General features: G+C 40.4%; 28 protein-coding genes. 19 read left to right on the top strand and 9 right to left on the bottom strand.

The annotated features are described in order from the left end of the window. The first annotated feature begins 359 nt into the window (after positions 1–359). Positions 360–896 (top strand): hypothetical protein, encoded by a 537-nt coding sequence (locus tag B3E92_RS07925; RefSeq protein WP_286896072.1) that lies wholly within the window; start codon positions 360–362, stop codon positions 894–896. Between the two features lie 58 nt (positions 897–954). Here the strand turns inward: B3E92_RS07925 and B3E92_RS07920 are convergent, their stop codons facing one another. Further along, the gene (locus tag B3E92_RS07920; protein ID WP_286896071.1) at positions 955–2,265 is read right to left on the bottom strand and encodes a hypothetical protein; all 1,311 of its coding nucleotides are present in this window, start codon (positions 2,263–2,265) and stop codon (positions 955–957) included. A 49-nt stretch (positions 2,266–2,314) separates the two neighbouring features. Then, complete coding sequence (locus B3E92_RS07915; protein ID WP_286896069.1) at positions 2,315–2,773, bottom strand: hypothetical protein; 459 nt, start codon at positions 2,771–2,773, stop codon at positions 2,315–2,317. An 802-nt stretch (positions 2,774–3,575) separates the two neighbouring features. Here B3E92_RS07915 and B3E92_RS07910 point away from each other — a divergent pair. From B3E92_RS07910 to B3E92_RS07895, 4 genes are read left to right on the top strand one after another with little or no spacing between them, the layout of a single operon-like run. After that, entirely contained in the window at positions 3,576–4,133 is a 558-nt protein-coding gene (locus B3E92_RS07910; RefSeq protein WP_070567536.1) for a hypothetical protein, read from the top strand. A 20-nt stretch (positions 4,134–4,153) separates the two neighbouring features. Next, positions 4,154–5,509 carry a Dyp-type peroxidase gene (locus tag B3E92_RS07905; RefSeq protein ID WP_070567533.1) on the top strand — a complete coding sequence of 452 codons (1,356 nt, stop codon included), beginning with the start codon at positions 4,154–4,156 and terminating at the stop codon, positions 5,507–5,509. A 17-nt stretch (positions 5,510–5,526) separates the two neighbouring features. After that, the gene (locus B3E92_RS07900) at positions 5,527–6,663 is read left to right on the top strand and encodes a catalase family protein (RefSeq protein WP_112373457.1); all 1,137 of its coding nucleotides are present in this window, start codon (positions 5,527–5,529) and stop codon (positions 6,661–6,663) included. Beyond that, positions 6,638–7,288 (top strand): 3-hydroxyacyl-CoA dehydrogenase NAD-binding domain-containing protein, encoded by a 651-nt coding sequence (locus B3E92_RS07895; protein ID WP_201303490.1) that lies wholly within the window; start codon positions 6,638–6,640, stop codon positions 7,286–7,288. The genes B3E92_RS07900 and B3E92_RS07895 overlap by 26 nt, the downstream gene beginning before the upstream one ends. 637 nt (positions 7,289–7,925) lie before the next feature. Here B3E92_RS07895 and B3E92_RS07890 read toward each other — a convergent pair. Further along, positions 7,926–8,186, bottom strand: a complete 261-nt coding sequence (locus B3E92_RS07890) for a hypothetical protein (protein ID WP_286896068.1) — start codon at positions 8,184–8,186, stop codon at positions 7,926–7,928. Positions 8,187–8,234: 48 nt separating this feature from the next. Here B3E92_RS07890 and B3E92_RS07885 point away from each other — a divergent pair, with 48 nt between their 5' ends. The 3 genes from B3E92_RS07885 to B3E92_RS07875 all read left to right on the top strand — a co-directional run bounded on the left by B3E92_RS07885 (position 8,235) and on the right by B3E92_RS07875 (position 9,779). Then, complete coding sequence (locus B3E92_RS07885; RefSeq protein ID WP_286896066.1) at positions 8,235–8,624, top strand: DoxX family protein; 390 nt, start codon at positions 8,235–8,237, stop codon at positions 8,622–8,624. A 244-nt stretch (positions 8,625–8,868) separates the two neighbouring features. Beyond that, positions 8,869–9,120, top strand: a complete 252-nt coding sequence (locus tag B3E92_RS07880) for a hypothetical protein (protein WP_046674299.1) — start codon at positions 8,869–8,871, stop codon at positions 9,118–9,120. 56 nt (positions 9,121–9,176) lie between these two features. Then, complete coding sequence (locus B3E92_RS07875) at positions 9,177–9,779, top strand: hypothetical protein (protein WP_112373453.1); 603 nt, start codon at positions 9,177–9,179, stop codon at positions 9,777–9,779. Between the two features lie 89 nt (positions 9,780–9,868). Here B3E92_RS07875 and B3E92_RS07870 read toward each other — a convergent pair whose 3' ends face one another. Continuing rightward, positions 9,869–10,258, bottom strand: coding sequence for a VOC family protein (locus B3E92_RS07870; protein ID WP_115047510.1), 390 nt, complete (start codon positions 10,256–10,258; stop codon positions 9,869–9,871). Positions 10,259–10,332: 74 nt separating this feature from the next. Here B3E92_RS07870 and B3E92_RS07865 point away from each other — a divergent pair, with 74 nt between their 5' ends. Further along, complete coding sequence (locus tag B3E92_RS07865) at positions 10,333–11,517, top strand: MFS transporter (RefSeq protein ID WP_112373451.1); 1,185 nt, start codon at positions 10,333–10,335, stop codon at positions 11,515–11,517. Between the two features lie 4 nt (positions 11,518–11,521). After that, positions 11,522–12,271: a DeoR/GlpR family DNA-binding transcription regulator gene (locus tag B3E92_RS07860; protein WP_115047512.1), complete on the top strand. Its 750-nt coding sequence runs from the start codon at positions 11,522–11,524 to the stop codon at positions 12,269–12,271. Positions 12,272–12,401: 130 nt separating this feature from the next. Here the strand turns inward: B3E92_RS07860 and cobA are convergent, their stop codons facing one another. Then, positions 12,402–13,163: a uroporphyrinogen-III C-methyltransferase gene (gene cobA / locus B3E92_RS07855; protein ID WP_286767837.1), complete on the bottom strand. Its 762-nt coding sequence runs from the start codon at positions 13,161–13,163 to the stop codon at positions 12,402–12,404. Positions 13,164–13,363: 200 nt separating this feature from the next. On the opposite strand from cobA, the gene nirB reads away from it, so the two are divergent. The 4 genes from nirB to B3E92_RS07835 are packed head-to-tail and all read left to right on the top strand — an operon-like array spanning position 13,364 to position 17,531. After that, positions 13,364–15,880, top strand: a complete 2,517-nt coding sequence (gene nirB, locus B3E92_RS07850) for a nitrite reductase large subunit NirB (protein WP_286896064.1) — start codon at positions 13,364–13,366, stop codon at positions 15,878–15,880. Between the two features lie 52 nt (positions 15,881–15,932). After that, a complete protein-coding gene (nirD, locus tag B3E92_RS07845; RefSeq protein WP_286767835.1) occupies positions 15,933–16,262 on the top strand; it encodes a nitrite reductase small subunit NirD in 330 nt (109 codons plus the stop codon). A gap of 48 nt (positions 16,263–16,310) precedes the next feature. Continuing rightward, the gene (locus B3E92_RS07840; protein WP_286770168.1) at positions 16,311–17,123 is read left to right on the top strand and encodes a formate/nitrite transporter family protein; all 813 of its coding nucleotides are present in this window, start codon (positions 16,311–16,313) and stop codon (positions 17,121–17,123) included. A 6-nt stretch (positions 17,124–17,129) separates the two neighbouring features. Next, on the top strand, positions 17,130–17,531 hold the full coding sequence (locus B3E92_RS07835) for a hypothetical protein (protein ID WP_236560135.1): 402 nt from the start codon (positions 17,130–17,132) through the stop codon (positions 17,529–17,531). A gap of 53 nt (positions 17,532–17,584) precedes the next feature. On the opposite strand, the gene B3E92_RS07830 is transcribed toward B3E92_RS07835, so the two are convergent. Further along, positions 17,585–18,292, bottom strand: coding sequence for a Crp/Fnr family transcriptional regulator (locus B3E92_RS07830; protein WP_286896061.1), 708 nt, complete (start codon positions 18,290–18,292; stop codon positions 17,585–17,587). Positions 18,293–18,523: 231 nt separating this feature from the next. Between B3E92_RS07830 and B3E92_RS07825 the strand changes: the two genes are divergently transcribed. Beyond that, positions 18,524–19,081 carry a hypothetical protein gene (locus B3E92_RS07825; RefSeq protein WP_146752970.1) on the top strand — a complete coding sequence of 186 codons (558 nt, stop codon included), beginning with the start codon at positions 18,524–18,526 and terminating at the stop codon, positions 19,079–19,081. 16 nt (positions 19,082–19,097) lie between these two features. Here the strand turns inward: B3E92_RS07825 and B3E92_RS07820 are convergent, their stop codons facing one another. Beyond that, a complete protein-coding gene (locus B3E92_RS07820) occupies positions 19,098–19,454 on the bottom strand; it encodes an SMI1/KNR4 family protein (protein ID WP_286770166.1) in 357 nt (118 codons plus the stop codon). Positions 19,455–19,687: 233 nt separating this feature from the next. Here B3E92_RS07820 and B3E92_RS07815 point away from each other — a divergent pair, with 233 nt between their 5' ends. Beyond that, complete coding sequence (locus tag B3E92_RS07815) at positions 19,688–20,212, top strand: hypothetical protein (protein ID WP_286896059.1); 525 nt, start codon at positions 19,688–19,690, stop codon at positions 20,210–20,212. Between the two features lie 11 nt (positions 20,213–20,223). Here the strand turns inward: B3E92_RS07815 and B3E92_RS07810 are convergent, their stop codons facing one another. Further along, on the bottom strand, positions 20,224–21,138 hold the full coding sequence (locus B3E92_RS07810) for a helix-turn-helix domain-containing protein (RefSeq protein WP_286896057.1): 915 nt from the start codon (positions 21,136–21,138) through the stop codon (positions 20,224–20,226). A 74-nt stretch (positions 21,139–21,212) separates the two neighbouring features. After that, positions 21,213–22,061: an SDR family NAD(P)-dependent oxidoreductase gene (locus B3E92_RS07805; RefSeq protein WP_112373441.1), complete on the bottom strand. Its 849-nt coding sequence runs from the start codon at positions 22,059–22,061 to the stop codon at positions 21,213–21,215. Between the two features lie 211 nt (positions 22,062–22,272). Here B3E92_RS07805 and B3E92_RS07800 point away from each other — a divergent pair, with 211 nt between their 5' ends. The 3 genes from B3E92_RS07800 to B3E92_RS07790 all read left to right on the top strand — a co-directional run bounded on the left by B3E92_RS07800 (position 22,273) and on the right by B3E92_RS07790 (position 24,305). Further along, entirely contained in the window at positions 22,273–22,734 is a 462-nt protein-coding gene (locus tag B3E92_RS07800) for a redoxin domain-containing protein (protein ID WP_286752985.1), read from the top strand. 2 nt (positions 22,735–22,736) lie between these two features. Beyond that, on the top strand, positions 22,737–23,246 hold the full coding sequence (locus tag B3E92_RS07795; RefSeq protein WP_088160608.1) for a DsbA family protein: 510 nt from the start codon (positions 22,737–22,739) through the stop codon (positions 23,244–23,246). Positions 23,247–23,480: 234 nt separating this feature from the next. Further along, positions 23,481–24,305 (top strand): alpha/beta fold hydrolase, encoded by an 825-nt coding sequence (locus B3E92_RS07790; protein WP_286896052.1) that lies wholly within the window; start codon positions 23,481–23,483, stop codon positions 24,303–24,305. Positions 24,306–24,345 lie beyond the last annotated feature (40 nt).

Raw genomic sequence — 24,345 nt, 5'->3', positions numbered from 1 at the left:
ACTCAGTAGAAAAAGGCTCCTTGAATCTGATGATCGGAAGTGTAGAGAATTTTGTAAATTAACCGCTATGAAGTATAATCATTTGTTTCCAACCGAGGGTGGACAAAATTTAATTATCCAAGTCATTTGATTTATATTATCTTTATTATATCTCGTCATCGGAAAATAGCGGCGAAGCGTTAATTTTTTTTAATTGGATTTTTGCAGATGATAATAAAGTAGTTTATTGCAGTTACACTATTGACACTGTTATCCAGATTGATCCGGAGATTGTTGAAGAACAACAAGAAATTAATCAGATAATAGTAAACTAGCGATAGGAAAATAGCTGCTACTGATCGGGAATGGTCTGACTAAATATGTTAAAATATAAACTTATAGCTCTCCTATTTTTATGCTCTTGTGCCAGAAATAAGAATACAAAGCGCATTGATTCAAGGATAATTTATGAAATGGCTTATGATGACAGAACAACGCCCTCAAGATTTGATTTTGACTTTTTTGTTCGATGCAAAAACGACAAGGTCACTGTGCTAAACGAACCCGCTCTGTGGGAAATTCATCGTGAAAATCCGAAAAGATGGTCTTATGAAAAATTTTTGGATTTAGCTTTGAACCAAAAAATAGAGGTAGATGATACGCGTATTTTAAGTGGCGCTGATTGCTTTTTATTGGATTCAAAAGTAGCTAATTACTATAAAAGTCATAGTTTAGAAGATTTTCTACTTGAATACTTCATCAAGGAAAATAGTAGTTGGAGACTTAAAGATGGATATGCTAAATCACAGCTGATGTCTATAAGTTACTATTGCTTTATCAATAATAAATTTTTGCAGTTTGATGATTATATCGGGATTTATAGCCTTGTTGAGCCAAATGAATTGTTTTTGAAATAAAAGATAATAATATTTAGGTATTTCACGGCTTTGAACAATAAGGTGCTGGAGAATTTAATCAGAAATTACGGTCACTAGGATGCTGCAACCCAGCTTGAAGAGCTATCATCCTTGTTTCCAGGTTGCAGTCATAGTGAAGTTCTTTTTCTATCGTGTCGGAGAGAACGTTGTTATGCAGCAGGACTTCTATGATATCTTTTCTGTGAAGCGCACAATTCATTTTGCTATACAGGATTTCAAGGGGATTTTTACAGGATTTGGTGTTGTTTTTTTTGAAAATAGCTGTGTATATCCCTGCCAATCGCTCAATTTCGTGTTCATTTTTTGCCTTTTCGGCGATTTCGGTCAGTAGCTTCGAGTCGCCACTTCTGTAATTAGAAATCAGCAATTCTAAATAGTCAATCGGATTTTTGGCTGTTTGTATTTTCTCCAGAGCAAAGTCTCTAATGGCTTTGCTTTTTAGATGTTTTAGTGCATTAAGGGCATTTTCAGCTATGCTGTTTTTGCCTGTTCCCTTTTGTTTAGCAAAGTCTAAAATGAATTGGCTATCATAAGGAAATTTGTGAAAGTCAAAAATATCCAAAAGGCGTTCAATATTTCCCTGGTCCGTTTCTTTCAAAAGATGCTTTGCAATGGTGTTTATCTCTTCTTCTGTTAGCTTTCTCATTCTTGCAAAAGAAATACAGGGTTTACTATTTAACACTTCATCAATGATGTCTTTGTATTTTTGGGGTTTTGTCCGCTGTGTTTTCTGGTTTATTTCTGTTCGCTGTATGTTGTCAAGGTAAAAGCGAATGAACTTATTGGTTTGGGCTTTCTTTTTAAGTTCTTCAGCAACCTGTATGCTTTGGTTTTTTGCTTGAAAATGCTGAATTATGCCATCGTCTTGCCAATCGTCAGGGTGTTGTTCAATGTGTTTTCCAAATTTCTCGGCTACGTAAAATAAGCCGTTTAGTCCATCAAGTTCTAGTATTTCATGAGCGCCGACCCAATCAGCGCCGACGATCGGATTGTTTAAAAACCGGTCATAAATAGCTTGTTTTGCCTCGGTGTCATTTTGCTGCGCGTAAAGTTTTGCCAGGGCAAACAAATGTGTCAGATTCCAGGTGTCATCCTGTTCTTTTGCCAAGCCCTGCAAAACGGCTCTACGGATTTTGTCTTTTTGTGTTGAAATAGAAATAATCTCAAAAATATAAGTTGCCCGGTCGCCTTCACATTGCCCGTCATAGGCGAAAATGTTTAATGCACCTTGTATAATTTGATTTGAAAAGTCAATTTCCGGATGCTCTTTTACGATCAGATATGCTTCACCTGTTCCGCGTTTCAGTGCATGTAGAAATTGTCGTTTTAGGATTCTTAAATCGGGCATAATCGAAAGAGTGGGGTTTCAACAGGCTTAAGGATTATGGATAAGCGGATCACCGATTATTCTCTTCAGCGATGATTTCGTCGATCTCATTACATATTCGCTGTATCGGTTTTGTAAAATAATGCTGTGCGAGCTGCACCTTCTTTTCTTTACCCTCTTCATTTAGATAACGGGCGTGAAGCGATACACTCACGGTGATGAGGCCGTACTGTTTGAGTTTATGGATTGTAAATCCCTGTAGGCTTTCCAGCGGAACAGTCACCTCTTTGCCCAAAAGTCCCTTGCGAACACGCATTTCCCTTCTGTCCATGTCAATGATAAAATAGGCTCTAAGCAGGGAAATCATCAAGATTACGACAACACCCAGCATCCACCATTTGAAAGAGGATTCCGGCATTTTGATGAACCCAACTAGGGTCATAATAGAAAATATAGCAACCAAAGGAACATAGGTTCCTAATTGGGGTTTCATTTTGTACTCGTTTCCGTTTCTGTCGAAGTTTTTCATGTGCTTATCGCTAATTTTGCCATATCAATCGTCCAATCTGCTGAAGCGGTTAGGATCGCCAACTGGTATATTATATTATCAACTATGGAGAATATAATTATTTGTTGGTGAATTGAGCTAGATCTTCAGTAATGGTTACAATTTTTATTTCCAAGTAAATAAAGTTATATATTTGCTTCAGTAAAAAAAAGGCCAAAAAAAACACTTCATTCTTTAATTCTGGATCATTTAATGTGAGTATGATTTCTGAGAGAGGAACAAGTATGAAAGTAATTTATAGTAGACTAGCTTAACAAAATATGAAAAGAGGTGTGCGAATTGTATCGTTTGGGTTTTTATTATTAATCATTGAATATATCATTTGTGTCCTTTTATTTTATATTGAGCCTTATTTTAGGCATGATAGTCAACTAAACCTTGAGTATGCAATAAGAGGAGCTAATGAGGTGAATTCTGTTTGTTGAGTATTTTCTCCGATTTTTCATTGTAATTGAAAAGTTTTAAAAAACACGTGACTACATGACTACAAAATAAAAGGACAAAGCGCTTTGTATTAAGTCACATATGTAGATATATTTTAATCACAAAAAACAATTTCTTAACTACGTTGTTTTAATGCTACTAAGGTCTATAATATATGAAATTAGATATGTACAAAAACAAGATCAACTACATTATATATGTGTTTTCTTATTGTTAATGTATAGAATTTAAAAGCATCCTAAGCTGAAATGAGAAATCTATTCGTGTCATTTCAAATCAATCAGCAAGAATGAATTTATAAATTAAAAACACTCATATTATGTCACTATTTGATAATTTAAAACTTACAGCAGAGCTTATTAAAGCAAATTTATCCGAAGGAATTGAAGATGGTTACGATCATTCTACCACTTCGGCAGGTAGAAAAGGATTGCGTTCGGGTCGTGTTTCAGAGCTTACCGCTATGGCAGATTTGAAACCAGGAGGTGCAGACAACCTGCGTAAAATCATGGAAATTGCCAACGGAAACCTGAAAGGAGCAACCAAAGTAGGTACGCTTCACGATTTGAGAATTGTATTGTTCGATGATGATAAAAAAATTCTTTTCTGTACCGCTTATGACGGCGATTGGGATGCTTATATCAACGACTTCGCTACAAAAATTCCACAGTTGATGGACATTATTTTTGGGAATATCGAAGGCTGGCCGGGTATCAAAGATCCTACGATTAAAGATTTTATTTTAAGCAAACAAATCACGGCTACAGGTTGGTATGTGGGGGTTCCGCACTTAACGGTGAATGATATTCGCAGAAACGACAAAATCATCACTGGTCTAAATAAAGCTATTGACGACGCGAACAAAATTGAAAAATAACCCTACTAAATAGATTCATTATGGCAATAGATTTCTTAAAAAGAATTTTCAATAGGGATAAAGTCAATATAGCATTAGAAGAAATTCAGGCTTTGGTACTCCGAAGCAGACCAATTCCTTATTACGGTACAGTGGCTCTTTTGGAGATTAAAGATGCGACTAACGCAAAACAGACGTTGAAAAACCTAATTCCTTTGGTGAATTCAGCAGAAAATTGGGATCAAAATGACGGCTCTTCGGTTTCTATTACCTTCACCTATAAAGGATTGGAGAAAATTGGCCTTCCCAAAGATTCTTTGGATTCTTTTCCTGAATCTTTCAAGGAAGGAATGGCTAAAAGGGCTGGTTTTTTAAATGATATCGGGGTTAATGATCCTAAAAATTGGGAGAGGGATTTCAAAAATGCCAACATCCATATTGCGGCAGCTATTATTGCCAATAACAAAACCGATTGGAAGGCAAAATTTGAAGAGTTTAAATCCAAATTACACGATAGTTCTGGCGTTCAGGTTTTAATTAGTCACGATTTTGGGGCGACCGAAGAAGTGAAAAATGTCTTTGGATTCCGCGATGGCATCAGCAATCCCGAAATTGAAGGCAGCGGTATTGATGTTCCTCCAGGTTTTGATAGACCCTTGAAAGCTGGCGAATTTGTGTTGGGCTACCCTGGCGAAGGCGACATTACGAAACCGTATCCGCAACCCGATGTTTTGGGCAAGAACAGCTCGTTTATGATTTTTAGAAAATACCAAAGTCAAGTTGCCGATTTCAATAAATACATTCAAGAAAATACCAATTCTGCCGAAGAGGGCGAACTTTTGGCTGCGAAAATGGTGGGACGTTGGCGAAGTGGTGCTCCGCTGGTTTTGTCGGCGGATAAAGACGATAAAGAGCTTGGTGAGGATATGAACAAGAACAATCATTTCTCTTTCAAAGGGGATGAAGATGGTAAAAAATGTCCTTTCAGTTCGCATATCCGAAGAATGAATCCTAGAGATTCCAAATCATTTGTGTTGGAAGATGAGCGTCTGCACCGCATTATTCGACGTAGTGTGACTTTTGGGGACATTGTTCCACCAGAAGTTACCAAGGATGATGGCAAAGAGCGGGGTCAATATTTCATGGGTATCAGTGCTGATGCGATGGGAACGCTTGAATTTTTGCAAAAACAATGGGCAAATGATGGGAATTCTCAGAATTTGGGAACCGAAAAAGACCCAATGATTGGCGTTCAGGATAAAGAGGGATTGTTTACGATGCCTGCCGATCCATTGGTGAAAAGATACCGTGGTTTGCAAACGTTCAACTTAGTAAAAGGTGGTGAATATTGTTTTATTCCGAGTATTTCCGCTCTAAAATGGATCAGTGAATTGTAACAGCTAAAAATGTAAGCATGAGCGAAAATGTAAAATACAGCTATGATTTAGAAGAAATTCCTGCGAATTTTGACAAATATATAGCTAAGATTAATAAAGATATTCAAGATTATATCAGAAATACGCCTGAGATTAGTAAAATAGCACACCATACGCGTGATGCGCATGCCAATGGCTATGCCGCACTAAAAGCAGAGGTTGAAATTTTAACCAATCTACCCGAAGAACTGGCTCAAGGCATTTATAAGCAAGCTGGAAAATACGAAGCTGTCGTGCGGTTTTCGAACGGATCATCTCGTGTGTTGCCCGATAAATTAAGCGGAAATGCACAGGGTTTTGCGTTGAAAATTTTTGGTATTAAAGGTAAAAAATTAGCTCCGGGTGAGGAAGATTCACCTAATGTTGATTATAATTTGATTAATAATCCAGTGTTTTTCTGCAACACGGCAGCACATTATGTGTTTATTTCGAAGTTATTTTTACAGCTAAACGATTTCTTTGAAAGAGGTGCTTTGGGTAAGTTGGAATTTGCCACTTTATGGGTGACTGAAAACAAAAAAGCTTTCCCAAATTTTGAAGCATTAAAGGAATTGGGCGCTTTAAAAACATTTGAAAAAATCCCTTCTATAAACAGTTTTTTGTATGAATTTTACAGTATGGGTGCTGTTCGTCATGGCGATTATATGGCGAAAATTCGAATTGCACCTACTGTCGAAACTCAAAATCTTATTACCGAAAAAGATATTGATATAGATAGTGCCGATTGGCCTTACCGCAAGGGGATTATCAAAGAAATTGCGAAAAACGATTTGACTTTTGAATTGCAAATTCAGTTGTGCAAAGACCTAAAAAAGATGCCGATTAATGATCTGACCGAAGAATGGTCGCAGGAATTATCGCCTTTTCAAACGGTTGCAAAAATTAGAATTCCGAAACAACAGGTTCCTGTAGATGGCAATTTTGATGTGATGGAAAATTTATCTTTTACACCATTCCGCACGTTGGAAGAAAATGCGCCTATAGGCAATTTGCAAAGAGCAAGGCAATCGGCATACGTCACTTCTTCCACGGCAAGGCACGATCTTAATCATAAAAAAAGAAGAGAGCCAACGAATTTGCAAGAAGCCTTTGACCCTAATTTTTATAAACTTTAATTGTCGTACAAATGAATTCAATAAAAAAATCACCGTAGCGGGTAGTGGTGTTTTGGGTTATCAAATCGCTTTTCAGACTGCTTTTCACGGTTTTGATGTTACCGTTTATGACATCAATGCGGAGATTGTAAATAGAGCAAAATCAAAATTTGATGATTTAGCAAAAAATTATCGTATCGATATTCAAGCTACCGATGCGCAAATAGCAGCGGCAAAGGAGCATTTGAGCTATACGAGTAATCTGGAGGAAGCGCTTAAAGATGCCGATTTGCTTATTGAAGCTATTCCAGAAGAAATCCAAATAAAAAAGGATTTTTACAAACAGGCAGCGCAATTGGCTGCTGACAAAACGATTTTTGCAAGTAATTCTTCTACCTTATTGCCGAGTCAATTTGCAGATAGTACGGGTAGGCCACAACAGTTTTTGAATCTACATTTTGCCAATCAAATATGGTTGCGCAATACAGCTGAAATCATGGCACATCCTAAAACGGATGAAAATATCAAGAAAGAAATTATTCAGTTTTCTAAAGATATCGGTATGGTGCCTATTGTCGTGAATAAGGAAGTTCACCACGGGTGGCGGGCCCTGTTTTTTCTTTTTCTTCTGCGCCGAGACGCTTAACGTAAGTAAGGATAGACTGAATACGATAATATATTTTTTCATGTGTGTACTTTGTCTTTTGTCGTTAAAGCAAAGATGTACATTTTAAGACTAGTCTTTTCTGTGGATTTATATCCGATCGCTTTGGCTTACGATTCGTTGCAGCTGAAGCAATAGTTTTTTACAATACCGTCCGACGGATAGCATCATGGTAAGAATAGTGTGTTGATTGTAAAAGCTCACTGATCAATCAATGATCAAGGAGCTTTTTGTTAAAGGGAGTAAGACGATTTGTGAAATAGGCGTTGGTCTAATTCGATTCGATCTTATACACGTAATTCGGGATTTTTGGGTTCTTGACAGTGGGTAAAGACAGCTGTAGCGTATCTCTTCCTTGTGTCCATTTCACCTTTGAGGAACTCCCGAGAAGCGCTAAACTTTTGATGTTGAGACTACTTTTTGCGAGCTCCGGCTCCTGATCTCAAACTGCCTGTTTGTAAGTTTTTCAACCCGTTTAATCGAGTATTAAGAAATTGACATAACAGTAGCTCTAGGAGCATGGGTATAAATATAGGGAAACATGCTCAGGTTTTGGATTTGAGAAAGGCAGCTGTTCTTATATTTCTTCGAAAACGTTTGAGTGCCGGCAGTTGTTCCGTTAGTGATACCGATCTGCACTACAGGAAAGAGCCAGGATGCAGTGACGTACCATTTGTCTATCTGAAAAAGCGGCCTTGCTCTGAGGAGATCGGCCGCTTTTTGTTATTCCTTCGATCCCCATTCCTTTCCGCACCCAAAAATCATCGGTAGGATAGCACATCAAATCAACACGCTTGGGCATAACGACAGCCCCGTTGAGTAAACTTGTAATACGTTGCTGTTCTTTCCCATCATAGGCTATGACATCGATGCGTTGCAATAGGTCAAACAATTTTACGTCGAATGATGTACTTTGAATAAAAAAGCTATGGATAAATCACATATGCAGAAGATTGCACGGGTTGGATTAGGTGCTTTTTTGGTTGTTGCCGGTATTGGACATCTGACCTTTGCCCGTAAGGAATTTCAGGCTCAGGTGCCAGACTGGGTTCCGATCTCCAAAGATGATACGGTTGTATATTCGGGTTTTGCGGAAATTGCTCTTGGTGCTACATTGATTTTAGCACCTGCCAAACAGCGATCGAACGTTGGAAAAATTGCAGCAGCATTTTTTGCAGCCGTGTTTCCCGGAAATATTGCCCAATATAAAGACCATCGGGATGGCTTTGGATTGGATACGGATGGAAAGCGGCTCGCCCGTTTATTTTTTCAACCCCTATTGGTGGCTTGGGCATTAAAAAGTACAAGCAAGAGCTGATTGGATGAAAGCTGGTCGATCAAAAGCTGATACAAATTGTAAAAAAAAACAAACCATCTGCCTGCAGCCATTGTCTTATAGGTATCCATGTAAGGAGTAACTTAGTTAAAAAGGTCGGGTGTTCCATTTTCATCCGACCTTTTTTATTTTTTTGCGCTATTATTTTTCATTTTCTTCCTATCCGTTTAAATAATTATATTCGCATCAACATACAATATAACTAACCTATAAAAGTACAGACCTGATGGAAGAAAAGAAATTAAATGAACTCAGTAATGAAGAGTTGTTGGTTCTCAAGAAGAAAGCCAAACCCACGAAAATCATCAATGCATCGATCATTGGCTTTTGTTTAGGGATAGCCGCCTACAGTGTATTCGTCGCAGGCATAACCTGGCCGACAATTTTTCCCCTGATTCTGGCGGTCCTAGCCTATAAATATTTTGGTAAAAATGAAAAGGCTGTCGATGCGGAGTTGAAAGCCCGGAATCTCAAATAGAAAAAAGCAAACCATTGCAGTTGCGCTGTTGTTTCTTTTTAAAAGAATAGCAGAACATGAGAAGGGAACAAATAGACGCATGGATAGCCCAAGGCTACAATGTGCTGGAGCAGAAGAAACCTAAAGTTGTGCAGGGCGATATCTGGGAATACCTCAACCGCTGTGACGGACAAGGTACGGAGGTGTATGCCTTATCCGAGCTGCAAAAATGGTCGGATCAGGAGCTTGCGCAGATGGAACTGAAAAAATATGCGGACCAGTATGGACAGATGGGCGAGAAGCTGTTTCTACGGAATGAAGCAATTCGAAATAAAGACGTTGAAAAGTATGAGGCATTTTTACTACTATTTTTTCCGGACAGCGTTGAAAAAGAGCTGGAGGAAGCTCGCTTTTTGGCCGATCGTGTAAAACGTGTCAGTAAGGAAGAAATGGAACAATGGGTCGTATCGAATCATGTCAATGTACTGATGTCGGATCTTCATTGCCTGGACTATGGTTCCATTATGAGCGGTATGGTGCTTCCCTCCGAAGAGGTAGTCAGTTATACCGACGATGGGCTCAGCGACACCATTGATTGTCACGTCACCCCCATGGAGTTCTTTTCCCATACCGACCACGACTACTACTGGATCGACCCTGTTATAAAAAATCGTAATTGAATCCCTTAAATAGGCCTTTTGGACTTTCTTTTCATACGGATTAAGGTAAAGCATCTCGAGCACCATCGAGATGCTTTATTTTTTTTCGTTTAAGCTACAATTTCTATTGGATTTCCCTCTGGATCAAGTATGACACTTTCATAATACCCATCGCCCGTCGTACGGGGTTCGCTTTCGATAATATATCCATCCAACCGTAATTGCTCGGTCAACTTATCGACAGCATCTTTTCCACCGACGCTTAGGGCTAGATGGGTATAACCTTTGCTCAGGATTCTGTCAGCTGCTGCTGCAGTGATATCAATACGGTTCATAATCTCTAAACGTGCGTCTGACTCGCGGAATTTAAGAAAGTAGGATGAAAACCCTTTCTTCGGGTTATGGTATTTTTCTCCGCTAACAGTACCAAAGTATTTGGCGTAAAAAGCACGTATTTTCTCGAGGTCATCGACCCACAGGGCGAGGTGTTCTATTCGCATGGCAAATCTTTTTATTTAATTACATTGCAATATTATGCAAATTTGCATAATATTGCAATGTAAAATTTATCAGAATGTTGAACAAACCGATCATTAACGAATCGATAATTAAGGCAAAAACAGCGACACAGGTTATGTTTTTGGTATGTGGCCTCGCGCTATCAAGCTGGGCACCGATGGTACCTTTCGCCAAGGACCGTCTTGGTCTTAACGATGGAGAACTGGGGCTTTTACTGCTGTGTTTGGGTGGTGGTGCACTATTAACGATGCCTCTCTCTGGTTTTTTTATCGGGAAACTTGGGAGTAGACAAGTGATTTTGATCTCAGGTATAATTGCTGCCGTTGTGCTCCCTGTTCTGTTGATGGTAACAAATAGCTATTTGATGGCCTGTGTTCTTTTTATATTTGGCTGCAGTATAGGTAGTATAGATGTGGCTATGAACGCACATGGTGTGCAGGTTCAGAATGCCATGGGTAAACCGATCATGTCATCTTTACATGGGCTGTTCAGCGTAGGTGGCCTATTTGGATCGATCGGCTTGGGTTTTCTGATAAAGATGGGGCTAATTCCGATTTATGCGGCAGTTACTATCGCTATCTTTTTAATACTGCTATTGATCTTACAATATCGAAAGCTGCTGGGTTACCATAAGGAAAAGGAAATCATTGTCGAGTTTTCCCACATTGATGAGACTCGGGTTTCCAAAAAAAGATTTCAATGGCTCAGGTGGAGTGTGCTGGTACTTGGACTGATGTGTTTCATCGCCTTTCTGTCGGAGGGAGCGATGTTGGATTGGAGCGCCATATTCTTGCGGGATCACAAAGGCGTATCTCCGGAATTTACGGGAATTGGATATGCGGCCTTCTCCGTAGCGATGGCGGTGATGAGATTGCAGGGAGATCGATTAGTAAGCAAGCTGAATAGTAAAGTGGTGGTGATCGGTGGGAGCCTATTGGCGTCATTAGGTATTTTGATCCTGGTATTTAGTCCCTGGCTTTCTGTTACACTTGTTGGATTTGTCCTGTTGGGACTGGGAGCCGCCAATATTGTCCCTGTATTTTTTAGCGAGGGTGGCCGGATTGAAGGACTTTCACCGACAGTAGCCATTCCGGTTATTTCAACCATGGGCTATGCAGGTCAGCTGGCAGGACCGGCGCTTTTGGGTGCTATTGCACAGCATTTTTCTTTGATCATTGCTTTCGAAACAATAGCTTTACTTTTTCTAGTGGTAGCCCTTATCTATAAAATCAGGAAGTAATAGCATGTTAAAAGAAGAGCGTTTTGAGGTAATACTCCGCGAATTGGCGAGTCGGAGGAAGGTGAAATTTGAAGAACTGGCGGTATTGTTGGCGGTATCGGAAGATACCATCCGTCGCGACATAGATCTTCTCTATCGGAACGGCTTGCTTTCCAAGACCAGGGGTGGGGCTATGCTTCGCGAAAAAGATCCGTTGACTTTCCAGGATAGGCAATCGTTTCTGACCAAAGAAAAAGATATTATTGCATTAAAAGTACAGCCGTTTCTGAAAGATGGCATGACCCTTTTTGTGGATGGTGGCACTACGACATGGGCCGTAGTGAATGCAATGCCATTGGATATCCGGATCCGGATGGTTACAAATAATTTTTCCATAGTGCCGCTGCTCGAGAAGTTCAAAAATGTAGAACTTATTTTTTTGGGTGGTAATTTTGAACCCGATCTGGCTGTAACTTCAGGCATCACAACCTGTATGGAAGTTGCTAAATATAACGCCGATATCTTTATTATGGGAACTTGTGCTGTAGATCCTGAGCTCGGTGTATCGGCAACGTCAGCTGCAGATGGCGAAACAAAAAAGATGATGGTGCAATGTGCAAAGAAAACAATAGCCTTAGCCAGCCAGAATAAGCTTTATCAAGGGGAACTGTTTAGGGTATGTCCAATAGATTCGCTCACGGCATTAATCACCGACCTGGACTCCAATGATTCCGAACTGAATCCCTTTAGAAATATGGATCTGCAGATTGTATAGACGGCCTGACTATTTTGGCCTTGTATTGTGGTCGAATTCAGCGAATAATCATCCCTGCGGCAAGCTCTTCTGTTTACGTGCTGCTGCGAAGTGGTATTGTTGTGTCCGGCAGAATGACGGGCAGATAGCGTTAGATGATGTGCCTTTTTTCGGTAGCCAGTGTCAATGTATGTTGTAGATTCACGACGTCGCCTATGATAATGATGGCTGGATGTCCCATGTTATACTCTTTGCTTATTTTTACGAGATCTTTGACTTTGCAATGCACTTGTCTTTGTTGAGGTAAGCTTGCGTGCTGTATAATCGCGGCTGTTGTTTCTCCTTTACCGTGTAACACATAAGTACGTGCAATTTCGTCGAGCTTACGCATGCCCATATAGATAACTACTGTAGATCTGCTCTGAACCGCTAGTTGCAGATCGGATGAAAGGGTTCCATCTTTCTTCATGCCTGTCAATACCCATACGCCTTCACTTACACCGCGATGTGTTAATGGAATATTATGAAGGCCTGCGCCTTGCATGCTGCTGATACCCGGAATATAGGTGATGTCAATGGATCTGTTTTGCACGGTAAGCCATTCTTCAAAACCCCGGCCAAAAAGATAGGGATCACCACCTTTAAGTCGTAGCACCCTGTCGAATTTGCTGCAGTAATGTAGGATAAGTTCATTTATTTCTTCCTGAGGAACGTATTTTCCATAAGGATGCTTGCCAACATAGTGTTTTAAGCAGTTTTTGTCTGCTATTTGAAGGATTTCTTGATTAATTAGGTTGTCATATAGGATCACTTCAGCATTTTCTATCGCTTTATAAGCTTTTATGGTAAGTAATTCGGGGTCTCCCGGTCCAGAACCTACAATAAATAAGGTTTTTTTCTTTATTTCTTTCATTATATCCTTTTTTTTTGTTTTTATTTTATATAAAAGTATTAAAAAAATATGACTAAAATCATGTTTTGTGTTAATTTTTATGTTTTATTTTTGAAAAAATATTATAAAAATCATATTTATTTTGATTTTTTTGATTTTTTATTCCATAAATTAGTGTTATTGAAAGTGTAAATTGATTTTTTTCAATAAAAATTATGATTATGGATAGAAAAAATGTTGTTATTATCGGAAATGGTATGGTTGGTAATAAGATTTGTGAAAAATTAAAGCAAAAATCTAATAACCTAGGTATAACTGTATTCGCAGAGGAGTCAATTCGAGCTTATGATCGTGTTCATTTGACAGATTACTTTAAAGTTTCGTCCATTAATGAACTTTTTTTGCTAAAAAATGAGTGGTATATAGAGAATAATGTAAAAATCCATTTAGATGATCCTGTTATTGCTATAAATCTCTTGAAAAAGGAAGTGAAGTCTCTAAAAGGGATTACATTAAATTATGACTATTTGGTTTTTGCGACAGGTTCTGCCCCTTTTGTTCCTCCTATTCCTGGGATTGAGAAAGAAGGGGTGTTTCTCTACCGTACAATCGAAGACTTGGAGTTGATTAAGGCTTATGCGGCAAAGGTCAAAACTGGTACGGTCATGGGGGGCGGACTTTTGGGTCTTGAAGCGGCTAAAGCTCTCCTAGATCTTGGCCTAAAAGAAACTGCTGTGATTGAATTTGCTCCCCGCCTGATGCCACGCCAGATCGACGATAGTGCCAGTGTGCTTTTGCAGCATAAGCTCGCGGAATTGGGCTTGCGTTGCTTATTGCAAAAATCCACAAGTCAACTGCTAGGTGATGATCGCCTCACAGGAGTCGCCTTTAACGACGGCACCTCCATGGCGACAGATCTGCTGGTGATATCGGCTGGTATACGTCCCCGTGACGAACTCGCCAAGAAGTCGGGCCTAGCTGTCGGTGAACGGGGTGGAATTTTGGTGAATGCACAGATGCAGACCTCAGACCCTTCAGTTTATGCCATCGGTGAATGCGCCTTGGTGAATGATATGATTTATGGTCTGGTGGCGCCTGGGTATGAGATGGCTGAAATTGCGGCAGCTCAAATCATAGGAGAAGAAAAATCTTTTATAGGGTTTGATATGAGCACTAAACTGAAACTGATGGGAGTTGATGTGGCAAGTTTTGGAGATCCTTTTATCAGTGAACCTTATGCTCGAACGATCTTATTGGAGGATCGTAATAAGGGTATTTATAAACGACTAAACGTCAGTACAGATGGAACGCGGCTATTGGGCGGAATACTTGTCGGGGAAGCGACAAGTTACAACATGTTGCTTCAGATGGTTAACAATAACCTCCCATTAGCAGAACATCCAGAACTTCTCCTTTTCGACCAGCAGCGTGACAGCAGGTCTGCTTCTTCTGGTCTAGAGGCTCTTCCTGATGCGGCGCTAATCTGCAGTTGTGAAGGAGTTTCTAAAGCACAGATTTGTGATGCTGTAGCAACTAAAAATTGTGAAAATGCGGACGCCGTAAAGAAATGTACCAAAGCCGGATCAGGATGCGGCGGCTGTGTGCCGATGATTAAGGACCTTGTTAATTACACCATGAAACAGCAAGGGAAATATATCCGGAGTACCATCTGCGAACATTTCGATTTGAGCCGTCAGGAGCTTTATGATCTGATCAAGATCCACGAGCTCAAAAGTTATGATCATGTATTGGATGTGCTGGGCCATGGCCATGGATGCGAAGTCTGTAAACCTTTGGTGTCTTCCTTGCTTGCCAGTCTCTGGAACGAGATGATTCTTGGCAAGGGTAATGATGTGGCTCAGGATAGCAACGACCGTTATCTGGCTAATATACAAAAGGGTGGGACATATTCGGTGGTCCCGCGTATTCCAGGTGGTGAAATTACCCCGGATAAACTAATCGTTATTGGGGAGGTGGCCAAGAAATACAGGTTATATACAAAAATTACGGGTGGACAGCGCATTGACTTATTTGGTGCACATCTCAATGATCTGCCATTGATTTGGGAAGAACTTATTGCTGCGGGTTTTGAAAGTGGACATGCTTATGGTAAGGCACTACGGACTGTTAAAAGCTGTGTAGGCAGTACCTGGTGTCGGTTTGGGTTGCACGATAGTGTTTCTTTTGCGATACGGATAGAGGAACGCTATCGTGGATTACGTGCTCCACATAAGATCAAGTCGGCCGTTAGTGGCTGTATTCGCGAGTGTGCTGAGGCGCAGAGTAAGGATTTTGGAATTATTGCAACCGAAAAAGGTTGGAACCTTTATGTTTGCGGCAACGGTGGAAGTAAGCCGCAGCATGCCTTATTATTAGCCTCGGATATCGATAGTGAAACCTGTATCCGTTATATCGATCGTTTTTTGATGTTTTATATCCGCACCGCGGATCCGTTAACACGGACCGCTACCTGGCTCAATAAAATGGAGGGTGGAATAGACTATCTAAAAAATGTTGTGGTACAGGATAGTCTGGGGATGGGTGATTCCTGGGAACAGGATATGCAGCTGCTTGTTGATAGTTATCGCTGTGAATGGAAAGTCGCTGTGGAGGATCCGGAAATTCGTAAACGCTTTGTTCATTTTGTAAATGCACCAGAGGAGAAGGATGAAACTGTTCGCTTCGAAAGCTTTCGCGGACAGAAGAAAGCTGCAGATTGGAACATCAATACTTATTAAATATAGAATCACTAAACCTTTTAATTGAAATCATATGAATATGCAAATTGACATGCAGTGGCTGAAGGCTTGCCGGATTGAAGATGCCATTGAAAACGGCGGAGTCTGTCTTAAATTGAATAACGAACAGGTGGCCTTGTTTTATTTTGCCCGCCGCAATGAGTGGTATGCCACGCAGAATGAATGTCCGCACAAACGGCAGATGATTTTAAGCCGCGGGATGTTGGGCTCTTTGGGTGAGACGCCGAAAGTCGCTTGTCCTTTCCATAAAAAAACCTTTGCCCTAGACACAGGTGAATGTCTTTCGGGTGATGAATGTGCGATTAAAACTTACCCGGTGAAGGTTGAAAACGGAAGTGTTTTTATTGGAATGACTGCTTAGCTAAGCTAATAAATAACTGAATCTAAAACCTTTTAAAACAAAAATACCATGGATTATATTAGCCCAAAAGAGGTTGCTGGTGCAATGATGAATACCGCAATCTACAAATCTACGCTTCCAATCAAAGATCTATTGATACGGGGAGCATTGTCAGGAGCCTTATTGGCAATTTCTGTCACACTCGCACTATTGGCGACTTCCCAGACGGGACTGAGCTTAGTCGGTGCATTTGTTTTTCCGGTGGGTTTTGTCATTATCGTTATCCTTGGTCTGGAGCTGGTGACGGGAAGCTTTTCGCTGGTGCCTTTAGCCTGGTTTGAAGGTAAGATCAATTTTAAGGCGATGGCCAATAATCTTTTCTGGGTTTTTCTGGGCAACTTGTTGGGCAGTGTGCTCTTTGCGATTTTGTTCTGGGCGGCTAGCACAGAGACCGGGCAGTCGAGCCAGCTCGGAAATATCGAACAGAGCCTAATTCTGATCAGTGAAAAGAAAACCCTTGGATACAGCAGCCATGGTGTGGCCGGTTTGTTTTCGGCTTTTGTCAAAGCTATTCTGTGTAATTGGATGGTCTGTATGGGCGTGGTGATGTCCATGACTTCTAAGTCTACCCTTGGTAAAATTCTAGCTGCGGGTATTCCGATCTTTATATTCTTTGCATTAGGTTATGAGCACGCTGTTGTTAACATGTTTGTGATCCCTGCCGGGATGATGTTTGGTGCAAAAGTGACGATCTCCGACTGGTGGCTTTGTAATCAGCTGATCGTAACCGCTGGAAACATTGTTGGCGGTCTTCTATTTACGGGGATGGCTATCTATTATACTTATCATCAAAAAGAAAAGGTATCAACTTCACAAAATTGAATTTTTATGGATCAAATGAAAAAACTATTGACGCTAATCTTGTTGCTGATTGCTGGCGATAGAATTTATAGTCAGGAAAAAATAATAAAAGGCAGTTTGTTTGAAGGCATTGCGGTAGCGGGCTACGTCGATCGGGGTGTTTACTTCAATTGTACCGGGCCAGCTGTGAAATACATATTCGCACCCAAAAGCTGCCTGTTGCTTGGTCTATTACCTAGCTTAAAACTGAAAGAAGATAAGGTTGAATCGGGGAAGCCAAAGAACTCCTGGATCACGCCCTCTCTGGGATTTGGTTTAACGGCTGTATTCCGACATATTGCCATTCAGCTGCCAGCATTCTATACCGCAAAAACGAGTGCTGCTGATGGTAAATGGAGATTGGGAGTCGGTATGGGCTTTAAATTTTAAGGTGATGTATTTTTAAGGGAATATATGATTTGGGGAGTCGTTGGCTTTTCTAGCTAGTTTAACTCCCCATTGTTTTCTTCTGATAGATCCTGTAAAAGCTGGAGGTTTTTAATAAAAATATCTTTTTTGTCCATTATGATGGCTCCTAATTCGATAAGTTCGCTCAGCGTACGATATACGGTCTCGTACGTAGCGCCTACGTAGGAAGCCAAGTCTTTTTTGCTTAGGGATAATCCAATATATCCATCCTTATGTCCCTCGCTGAAAAAACGGTGAAGTAACAATAGGCTCCAGGCAAGGCGATTTTTAACAGCGAGCTGTGTCAGTCGGGTCATCTTTTGTTCAGAAAGATGTAGTTCGTCGGCAAAAAACAACATCAACCTGTAGCTCAGCTCAGGATTAATGCGTAGCGTGGATAGGAAGAACGGCATTTCGACGAAGCAGAGCTGTGACACTTCCAGGGTTGTTGCAGAAATAGGGTAGACAGTTTGTTCGGTACTGATTCCGCGATGGCCAACGATATCTCCTTTTTTTGCAAATCGTACAATGGTTTCTTTATCCCCCAGATTACGGTGAACTTTGACAAGTCCCGACTGGATGAAATAAATTCCCCGAACGGATTCTCCTTCGGAGATAAACTGTTCACCTTTTTTTAATTTGATATTCTTCCGATGAAGGTCGATCTGTCCGAGCCAATCTTGTAAGACATAACGGCACATAAGGCAGGAGTGATCGCAAGGATTTGTTTTCTTCGATTTCATCAAAGTCTGATTCGTATAATGGACGGTGTGTTATCTGTCCAAAGTTATTATCTATTCGTTTAAATTCCTATTTTACCTTTTATAAAAACAGTATATCTTTTGATTTTAACTTATTAATGTGTGGAACTGGATGAAATTTTGCATCTCCATAATGTCGGCATCTTGTTGATGAGGTTATTTGAAACCAGCATGTATTGTTTCCTTCGATTTAGTGTAAAGACCAATAGTATTATGAATCAAAGAACTTATTTAATTTTTGTTACTCTTTATTGCATGTTGCCTCTGTTTTTATCCTGTGGTTCCAAAGAGAAACAGCGGGAAAAGGAATTACGGATTTTGTTCAGTCGAGAATTCGTTGATGAACAGTATAGTCAAGAAAGATACTTGAGTGATTCTTATAAACATCATGCGGTTGATTTTTTTGCGGCCAAGAATGATACCTTTCCATTAGCGAAATGGGACATTCTTCTCGATGAATTAGATAAGTTAAAGCGGTACAAACCTGAAAAGAATGATATAGGGCATAAACATAACTATTGCTCGAATCTAGAGATTGAGTTTTTTGATCATGAAAAATCCTTATGTCAATTATGTTTGAATCCAGATAATAAAACTTTAAGACTGAATTATTTGGTGTATGAGGCTTCTCCTGAACTGATTTCTTTTTTTTGTAATTACATTTCGGCAGATTCGGCAGCTCTGGCTTCTAGTGGAAAAGGTTACTATGTGAAAAAAGTAATGTTTAACGACAGGAGTGTAATTCAAAAATTCATCGAGAGAAAAAAATGAGGGCGATGAGTTTCTGTTAGCCCACCTTAAAACGTTTGGGATATTCGCCGGTGTTATCTAGGCTAAAAAAATACTCATTCCACCAGTTTTCGATTTCAAAGTCCATACCAATCATATTGGTCAGTTCCTGCGCTGTATCCAGCGCTTCTCCTAGTGGGATGAAAGTCGAATTGTTCACAAAGACTTCATAACTTGTTGTGCGTTGCCCATTTTTCCAGCGATAGAGCGCTTTAAGATTCTGAGGTATCTCCATATCATATTGCTGTTCAAGGTCCCTAAACTCTTCTGCCGATAACGAGGACTGTAGATCGATATACAGCTCAGGTCTTAGATTTTGGATATAACTGTCTAATGTGGCTAGTGTCTGTTGCATAATGGTGGATTTTTGAAGCATCCATAAAGTTAGTCATAATTGCCTGAGTATGCGAATTATCATGTGCGCTTAGTATCGTAAGAAAAGGTAAAAATGTTAATAATTATTTAATGGGAATTAGTTTAAATTTATGTCAGCATAAAGCTATAGCTATGTTCATAATTGGATAAAACGATAGCGGATGTTCACGTGTTATTTATGCAGGTATCCTTTTTGTAATTTACTGAATACGCATGAAAAAGATCGAACTAATCCCACTTGTTGGGATTCAAATTGAAGGTATTGGTCAAGTTAATCTTGGTGCGGGCCGTGCTGAAGTTCAAGGTGTGCTTGGTGCTCCTTCAGATGCGCTGGACGACCAATATTATTATGATGAACTCGAATTGAGACTTGATTTTAATGATCAGGGAACATTGGAATTTATAGAAAGCATCAATGGACCCTATCCAGAAAAAACTGAAATCAATATCTATGGTGTTAATCCATTTCAGGTCGAAGCAGCTGAACTGGTCAATCTCTTAACGGATAAAAATCAGGGTGAGGTTGATGATGCCGAAGCGGGATATTGCTATACATTTTTAAATAGCTCTGTGGGCGTCTGGAGACAGATGACTGAAGAGGATGTTCAGGAGGAGATTGAGGAAATCAAAGCCGATGGCGAATACGAAGACAATGCGGATATGCTGCTGGAGGACCTTAAAAAGTCAAAGTTCTTTTGGACGATTGGCATTGGGGTAGCGGGATATTACGCGGAGTAAAGATAAATAACCTACTGAAATTGTTGCCTAAATTCCACGGGACTTTGTTGGGTATTCTTTTTGAACACTTTACTGAACGACTGTGGATGTTCGAAACCCAGTTCATAGGCGATTTCACTGATGGAAAGGGAACTCGTGCTTAGCCTTAATTTGGCATACTCGATCATTTTATGCTGAATATGCTGTTGGGTGTTTTGTTGGGTGTAGATACGCAGCAAACTGCCCAGGTAGTTTGGTGATAAATTGAGCTGCTGCGCCAGGAAGCTGACGGTTGGTACGCCATGCTCCACAAGTATGTGTTGCTGAAACTGTGCTGACAGTAACTGCTCAAACTTGGTGACCAGCTCTTGGGTCGATCGTTTGCGGGTGATAAATTGACGTTCGTAAAATCGTTCGGCGTAAATCAGCAAGCGCTCGATCTGTTTGATAATGAGTTCGCGGCTAAATTTATCGATATTGGACTGATACTCTTTTTCTATATTCTGCAGAATATCGACAATGATGGCTTCTTCTTTGTCCGAAAGAAAAAGCGCTTCATTGACCTGATATTGGAAAAAATCGTAGGAGTGAATATGTTTTGGCAGTTCGCTGTTCCAGAGAAAATCGGGATGGATCAACAAAATCCAGCCGCTGGGTTGTGCCTGCACTTGCTGATTGATCTCCACTTGTAGAAATTGTAGGGGCGAGATAAAAGTGAGTATGCCCGAGTCGAAGTCATAGTGCTGCTGTCCATAATTGAACCGGGCATTTACATTTCGCTTTAAACCGATCGAATAAAAATGTTGTATCCAATTCAATTTGCTGTCATTTATGGGGTAATGTACTTGACTATAATCAACCAAGCTCATCAATGGATGTTCGGGCTTAGGTAGTCCGCAAAAGCTGTGGAATTCCGAAAGCGAATGAAAGCGAAATGTATTCTCCATGTTGTAAATTTAATGAATTTCTAATTTGATTATTGTGAAATATCCTAGGAAGCTCCTTATACTGAACTAAGCTGTTATACGGATTGCTCGAAAGCTGTTGACACGGTATAACTTTTCCATTTTTCGATCTCCGTCATAAGCATATTGATCTTATTTTTTGCCAGCTCATACGCATCTTCGCCCATTAAAAAATGAACTGGGGGCTGTGCGAGCGTACTTAACTCAATTAATAAGGTTGCTGCTTTGTGGGGATCGTTTGCCTGATTGCCATGGATCTGATGCAGATGGGTAGCTTCGTTTTCTCGGGCAGTGACGTACGCAGCGATCGGATTGGCTGCGGTGTGTAAGGATCCCTCGGATAAAAAATCAGTTCTGAAGTAACCGGGATAGACCAAGGTCGTGTGTACACCAAAAGGTTCCATTTCGACAGCGAGGGCTTCGGTAAAGCCTGCGACAGCAAATTTGGTGGAGCAATAAACACCAAAGGCTGGATAATTTCCTGCGAGTCCGCCGATAGATGCTATATTGAAAATATGTCCCGCTTGTTGGCGTCGCATATGGGGGGCGATATGCCTGATGGCATTAAGTGATCCAAAGACATTCACTTCGAAGTTGCGGCGTGCTTCCCGATCACTGAGCTCCTCTAGGGTGCCGGTCTGACCATATCCGGCATTGTTGACCAATACATCAATCTTTCCGAAATAATCAATGGCCGAGAGTACTGCCCGGGCAACGTCTTTGTCATCGGTAATGTCCACTTCAAGCGGCAGAAAATTTTCCTGATCGCCGATTTCATCTTCCAGGGCCTGTTTTGTTCTTGATGTGGCAACCACAAGATAACCTTGGGCGAGCAATTCTTTAACGAGACTGAGACCTAGCCCTTTGGAAGCACCAGTGACAAACCATACTTTTTGTGATTTCATGTATTTCTTTTTTTAAATAAATTGATGTTACAAAGGTGGCTAATCGATCGAGTTTGGATGTAGGCAGATCAACGGATATTGTAGTCAAATCGTGGATAGCTATTTTTTCCTTAAAACAATTTTAGCTTTTAAGTGCTTTATTTAAAGATGATGCACATCTATTTTAAGGTTGTGCACCTTGAGATGGTCGATAAACTTTAAAGACGTTGATATGTTAAAAGAAAATGATGTTGCTCCTGATTTTACCTTGTACGCGACACCCGATCAAAAAATTAGATTATCAGAATTTAAGGGGCATAATGTGATATTGGCATTTTATCCGGCAGATTGGAGTCCGGTATGTAGCGATCAGATGGCCTTATATAATGAAATGCTCAAATATTTTAAAAAATATGATGCCGAAATTATGGGTATTTCCGTTGACAGCAAATGGTGCCATATGGCCTTTGCGCAATCCCGAAAGCTGCATTTTCCACTTTTAGCCGATTTTGAAGCTAAAGGCGAGGTCGCCAAGAAGTATGGTGTTTACGATGAAGAGGAAGGGGAGTGCAAGCGCGCACTTTTTGTGATTGATAAGGAGGGCGTTATCGCTTGGAGTTATCTGTCTCCGACTGCGGTCAATCCGGGGGCAGACGGTATTATCGAAGCATTGGAGAATCTTAAATCAAAATAATTATGTCATTGAAACCGAAGGTCAGCAATGCTGACCATATATTGGGAAATGGCCAGGCCGATCTGACCATTGTTGAATATGGGGATTACCAATGTCCGCATTGTGGTGCAGCTCATCCAATTATAAAAGAAATGATGGCCGAACTGGGAAGCCAGATCAGGTTTGTATTCCGCAATTTTCCGCTTTCGGAGATGCACCCCTATGCAAAACCCGCAGCATTGGCGGCGGAGGCTGCAGCACTGCAAGGGAAATTTTGGGAGATGCATGATGCCATTTTTGAAAACCAAAACTTGCTGAGTGAAAGATTGCTGCTGGATATCGCCGAGCAACTGGATTTGGACATGTCGAAGTTCAAATCTGATTTGCAGGACGAGGCGTTACAGGATCGCGTGGATGGCGATTTTGAAAGTGGTATGCTTAGCGGCGTTAATGGGACACCGACATTTTTTGTTAATGGACAGAAATTTGATGGTGGAGCGGAAGATTTGGTTCAAATATTAGGTGAAAACTGAATATATGAATACTATTTAAACACAGGTGAGCACACGACGAGAAGTCTCTTGCAGGATAATAGATCGTATCGTAAAAACGAATGAACCTGTTGTATAAATAACGAAATATCGTTGTTTTTAAATTGACTTTTAATTTTTTAATATGCTTAAATACAGTTGTATATGTTTGTTGGACTATGAATTGCAATCCAATTAACATATCATGTAAACAATAAAATTCTTAAACTACTCATCATGGCAACATTCAAAGTTCAAGACGGAACAGAAATTTATTACAAGGACTGGGGAACAGGACAACCGATCGTATTTCATCATGGTTGGCCTTTATCCAGCGACGATTGGGACGCGCAGTTGATGTACTTCCTCGAAAAAGGATACCGTGTGATCGCACACGATCGCCGGGGTCATGGTCGCTCGACACAGACGGCAATGGGAAATGAGATGGATACCTATGCGTCGGATATTGCACAATTGGTAGAAGCATTGGATTTAAAAGATGCCATCCATATTGGTCACTCAACAGGTGGTGGCGAGGTCGTTCGCTACATAACCAATCACGGTACTTCTCGGGTTTCAAAAGCTGTATTGATCAGTGCGGTTACCCCGACCATGGCTAAGAGTGCTACAAATCCCGATGGTGTACCAATGGAGGTTTTTGACGAAATAAGATTGAATACTGCAACACGCAGACAACAGTATTTTCAAGATTTTACCCTCGCTTTTTATGGCTATAACCGCGATGGAGCGAATGTACAGCAAGGCGTGATGGACAACTGGTGGCGGCAAGGGATGATGGGCGGTATTAAGGCACACTATGATTGTATCAAAGCGTTCTCTGAAACTGATTTTACAGAAGAACTTAAAAAAGTCGAGATTCCTGTTTTAGTATTGCATGGTGAAGATGATCAGATTGTACCCATTGATATAACGGGTAGAAGAGCGGCTAAGTTAGTCCAAAATGGTACTTTAATTACCTATCCCGGTTTTCCACATGGAATGCCTACTACAGAAGCGGAGACCATTAATAGGGATATTTTGGATTTTATTAGCGGAAAATAAGCGCATACAACAAAAAGCGATAACAAAAAGATGCTGCCTT

The organism is Sphingobacterium sp. UBA6317 (assembly GCF_002440385.1).
Classification (GTDB): Bacteria; Bacteroidota; Bacteroidia; order Sphingobacteriales; family Sphingobacteriaceae; genus Sphingobacterium; species Sphingobacterium multivorum.
The sequence above is the reverse complement of the archived record's forward strand: the minus strand, read 5'-3'. Positions and strand labels throughout refer to the sequence as shown.

Bases quoted from the DNA above. Each gene is read 5' to 3' on its own strand.
- B3E92_RS07925 (WP_286896072.1), top strand. From the start codon at position 360: ATGTTAAAATATAAACTTATAGCTCTCCTATTTTTATGCTCTTGTGCC.
- B3E92_RS07920 (WP_286896071.1), bottom strand. From the start codon at position 2,265: ATGCCCGATTTAAGAATCCTAAAACGACAATTTCTACATGCACTGAAA.
- B3E92_RS07915 (WP_286896069.1), bottom strand. From the start codon at position 2,773: ATGAAAAACTTCGACAGAAACGGAAACGAGTACAAAATGAAACCCCAA.
- B3E92_RS07910 (WP_070567536.1), top strand. From the start codon at position 3,576: ATGTCACTATTTGATAATTTAAAACTTACAGCAGAGCTTATTAAAGCA.
- B3E92_RS07905 (WP_070567533.1), top strand. From the start codon at position 4,154: ATGGCAATAGATTTCTTAAAAAGAATTTTCAATAGGGATAAAGTCAAT.
- B3E92_RS07900 (WP_112373457.1), top strand. From the start codon at position 5,527: ATGAGCGAAAATGTAAAATACAGCTATGATTTAGAAGAAATTCCTGCG.
- B3E92_RS07885 (WP_286896066.1), top strand. From the start codon at position 8,235: ATGGATAAATCACATATGCAGAAGATTGCACGGGTTGGATTAGGTGCT.
- B3E92_RS07880 (WP_046674299.1), top strand. From the start codon at position 8,869: ATGGAAGAAAAGAAATTAAATGAACTCAGTAATGAAGAGTTGTTGGTT.
- B3E92_RS07875 (WP_112373453.1), top strand. From the start codon at position 9,177: ATGAGAAGGGAACAAATAGACGCATGGATAGCCCAAGGCTACAATGTG.
- B3E92_RS07870 (WP_115047510.1), bottom strand. From the start codon at position 10,258: ATGCGAATAGAACACCTCGCCCTGTGGGTCGATGACCTCGAGAAAATA.
- B3E92_RS07865 (WP_112373451.1), top strand. From the start codon at position 10,333: ATGTTGAACAAACCGATCATTAACGAATCGATAATTAAGGCAAAAACA.
- B3E92_RS07860 (WP_115047512.1), top strand. From the start codon at position 11,522: ATGTTAAAAGAAGAGCGTTTTGAGGTAATACTCCGCGAATTGGCGAGT.
- cobA (WP_286767837.1), bottom strand. From the start codon at position 13,163: ATGAAAGAAATAAAGAAAAAAACCTTATTTATTGTAGGTTCTGGACCG.
- nirB (WP_286896064.1), top strand. From the start codon at position 13,364: ATGGATAGAAAAAATGTTGTTATTATCGGAAATGGTATGGTTGGTAAT.
- nirD (WP_286767835.1), top strand. From the start codon at position 15,933: ATGCAGTGGCTGAAGGCTTGCCGGATTGAAGATGCCATTGAAAACGGC.
- B3E92_RS07840 (WP_286770168.1), top strand. From the start codon at position 16,311: ATGGATTATATTAGCCCAAAAGAGGTTGCTGGTGCAATGATGAATACC.
- B3E92_RS07835 (WP_236560135.1), top strand. From the start codon at position 17,130: ATGGATCAAATGAAAAAACTATTGACGCTAATCTTGTTGCTGATTGCT.
- B3E92_RS07830 (WP_286896061.1), bottom strand. From the start codon at position 18,292: ATGAAATCGAAGAAAACAAATCCTTGCGATCACTCCTGCCTTATGTGC.
- B3E92_RS07825 (WP_146752970.1), top strand. From the start codon at position 18,524: ATGAATCAAAGAACTTATTTAATTTTTGTTACTCTTTATTGCATGTTG.
- B3E92_RS07820 (WP_286770166.1), bottom strand. From the start codon at position 19,454: ATGCAACAGACACTAGCCACATTAGACAGTTATATCCAAAATCTAAGA.
- B3E92_RS07815 (WP_286896059.1), top strand. From the start codon at position 19,688: ATGAAAAAGATCGAACTAATCCCACTTGTTGGGATTCAAATTGAAGGT.
- B3E92_RS07810 (WP_286896057.1), bottom strand. From the start codon at position 21,138: ATGGAGAATACATTTCGCTTTCATTCGCTTTCGGAATTCCACAGCTTT.
- B3E92_RS07805 (WP_112373441.1), bottom strand. From the start codon at position 22,061: ATGAAATCACAAAAAGTATGGTTTGTCACTGGTGCTTCCAAAGGGCTA.
- B3E92_RS07800 (WP_286752985.1), top strand. From the start codon at position 22,273: ATGTTAAAAGAAAATGATGTTGCTCCTGATTTTACCTTGTACGCGACA.
- B3E92_RS07795 (WP_088160608.1), top strand. From the start codon at position 22,737: ATGTCATTGAAACCGAAGGTCAGCAATGCTGACCATATATTGGGAAAT.
- B3E92_RS07790 (WP_286896052.1), top strand. From the start codon at position 23,481: ATGGCAACATTCAAAGTTCAAGACGGAACAGAAATTTATTACAAGGAC.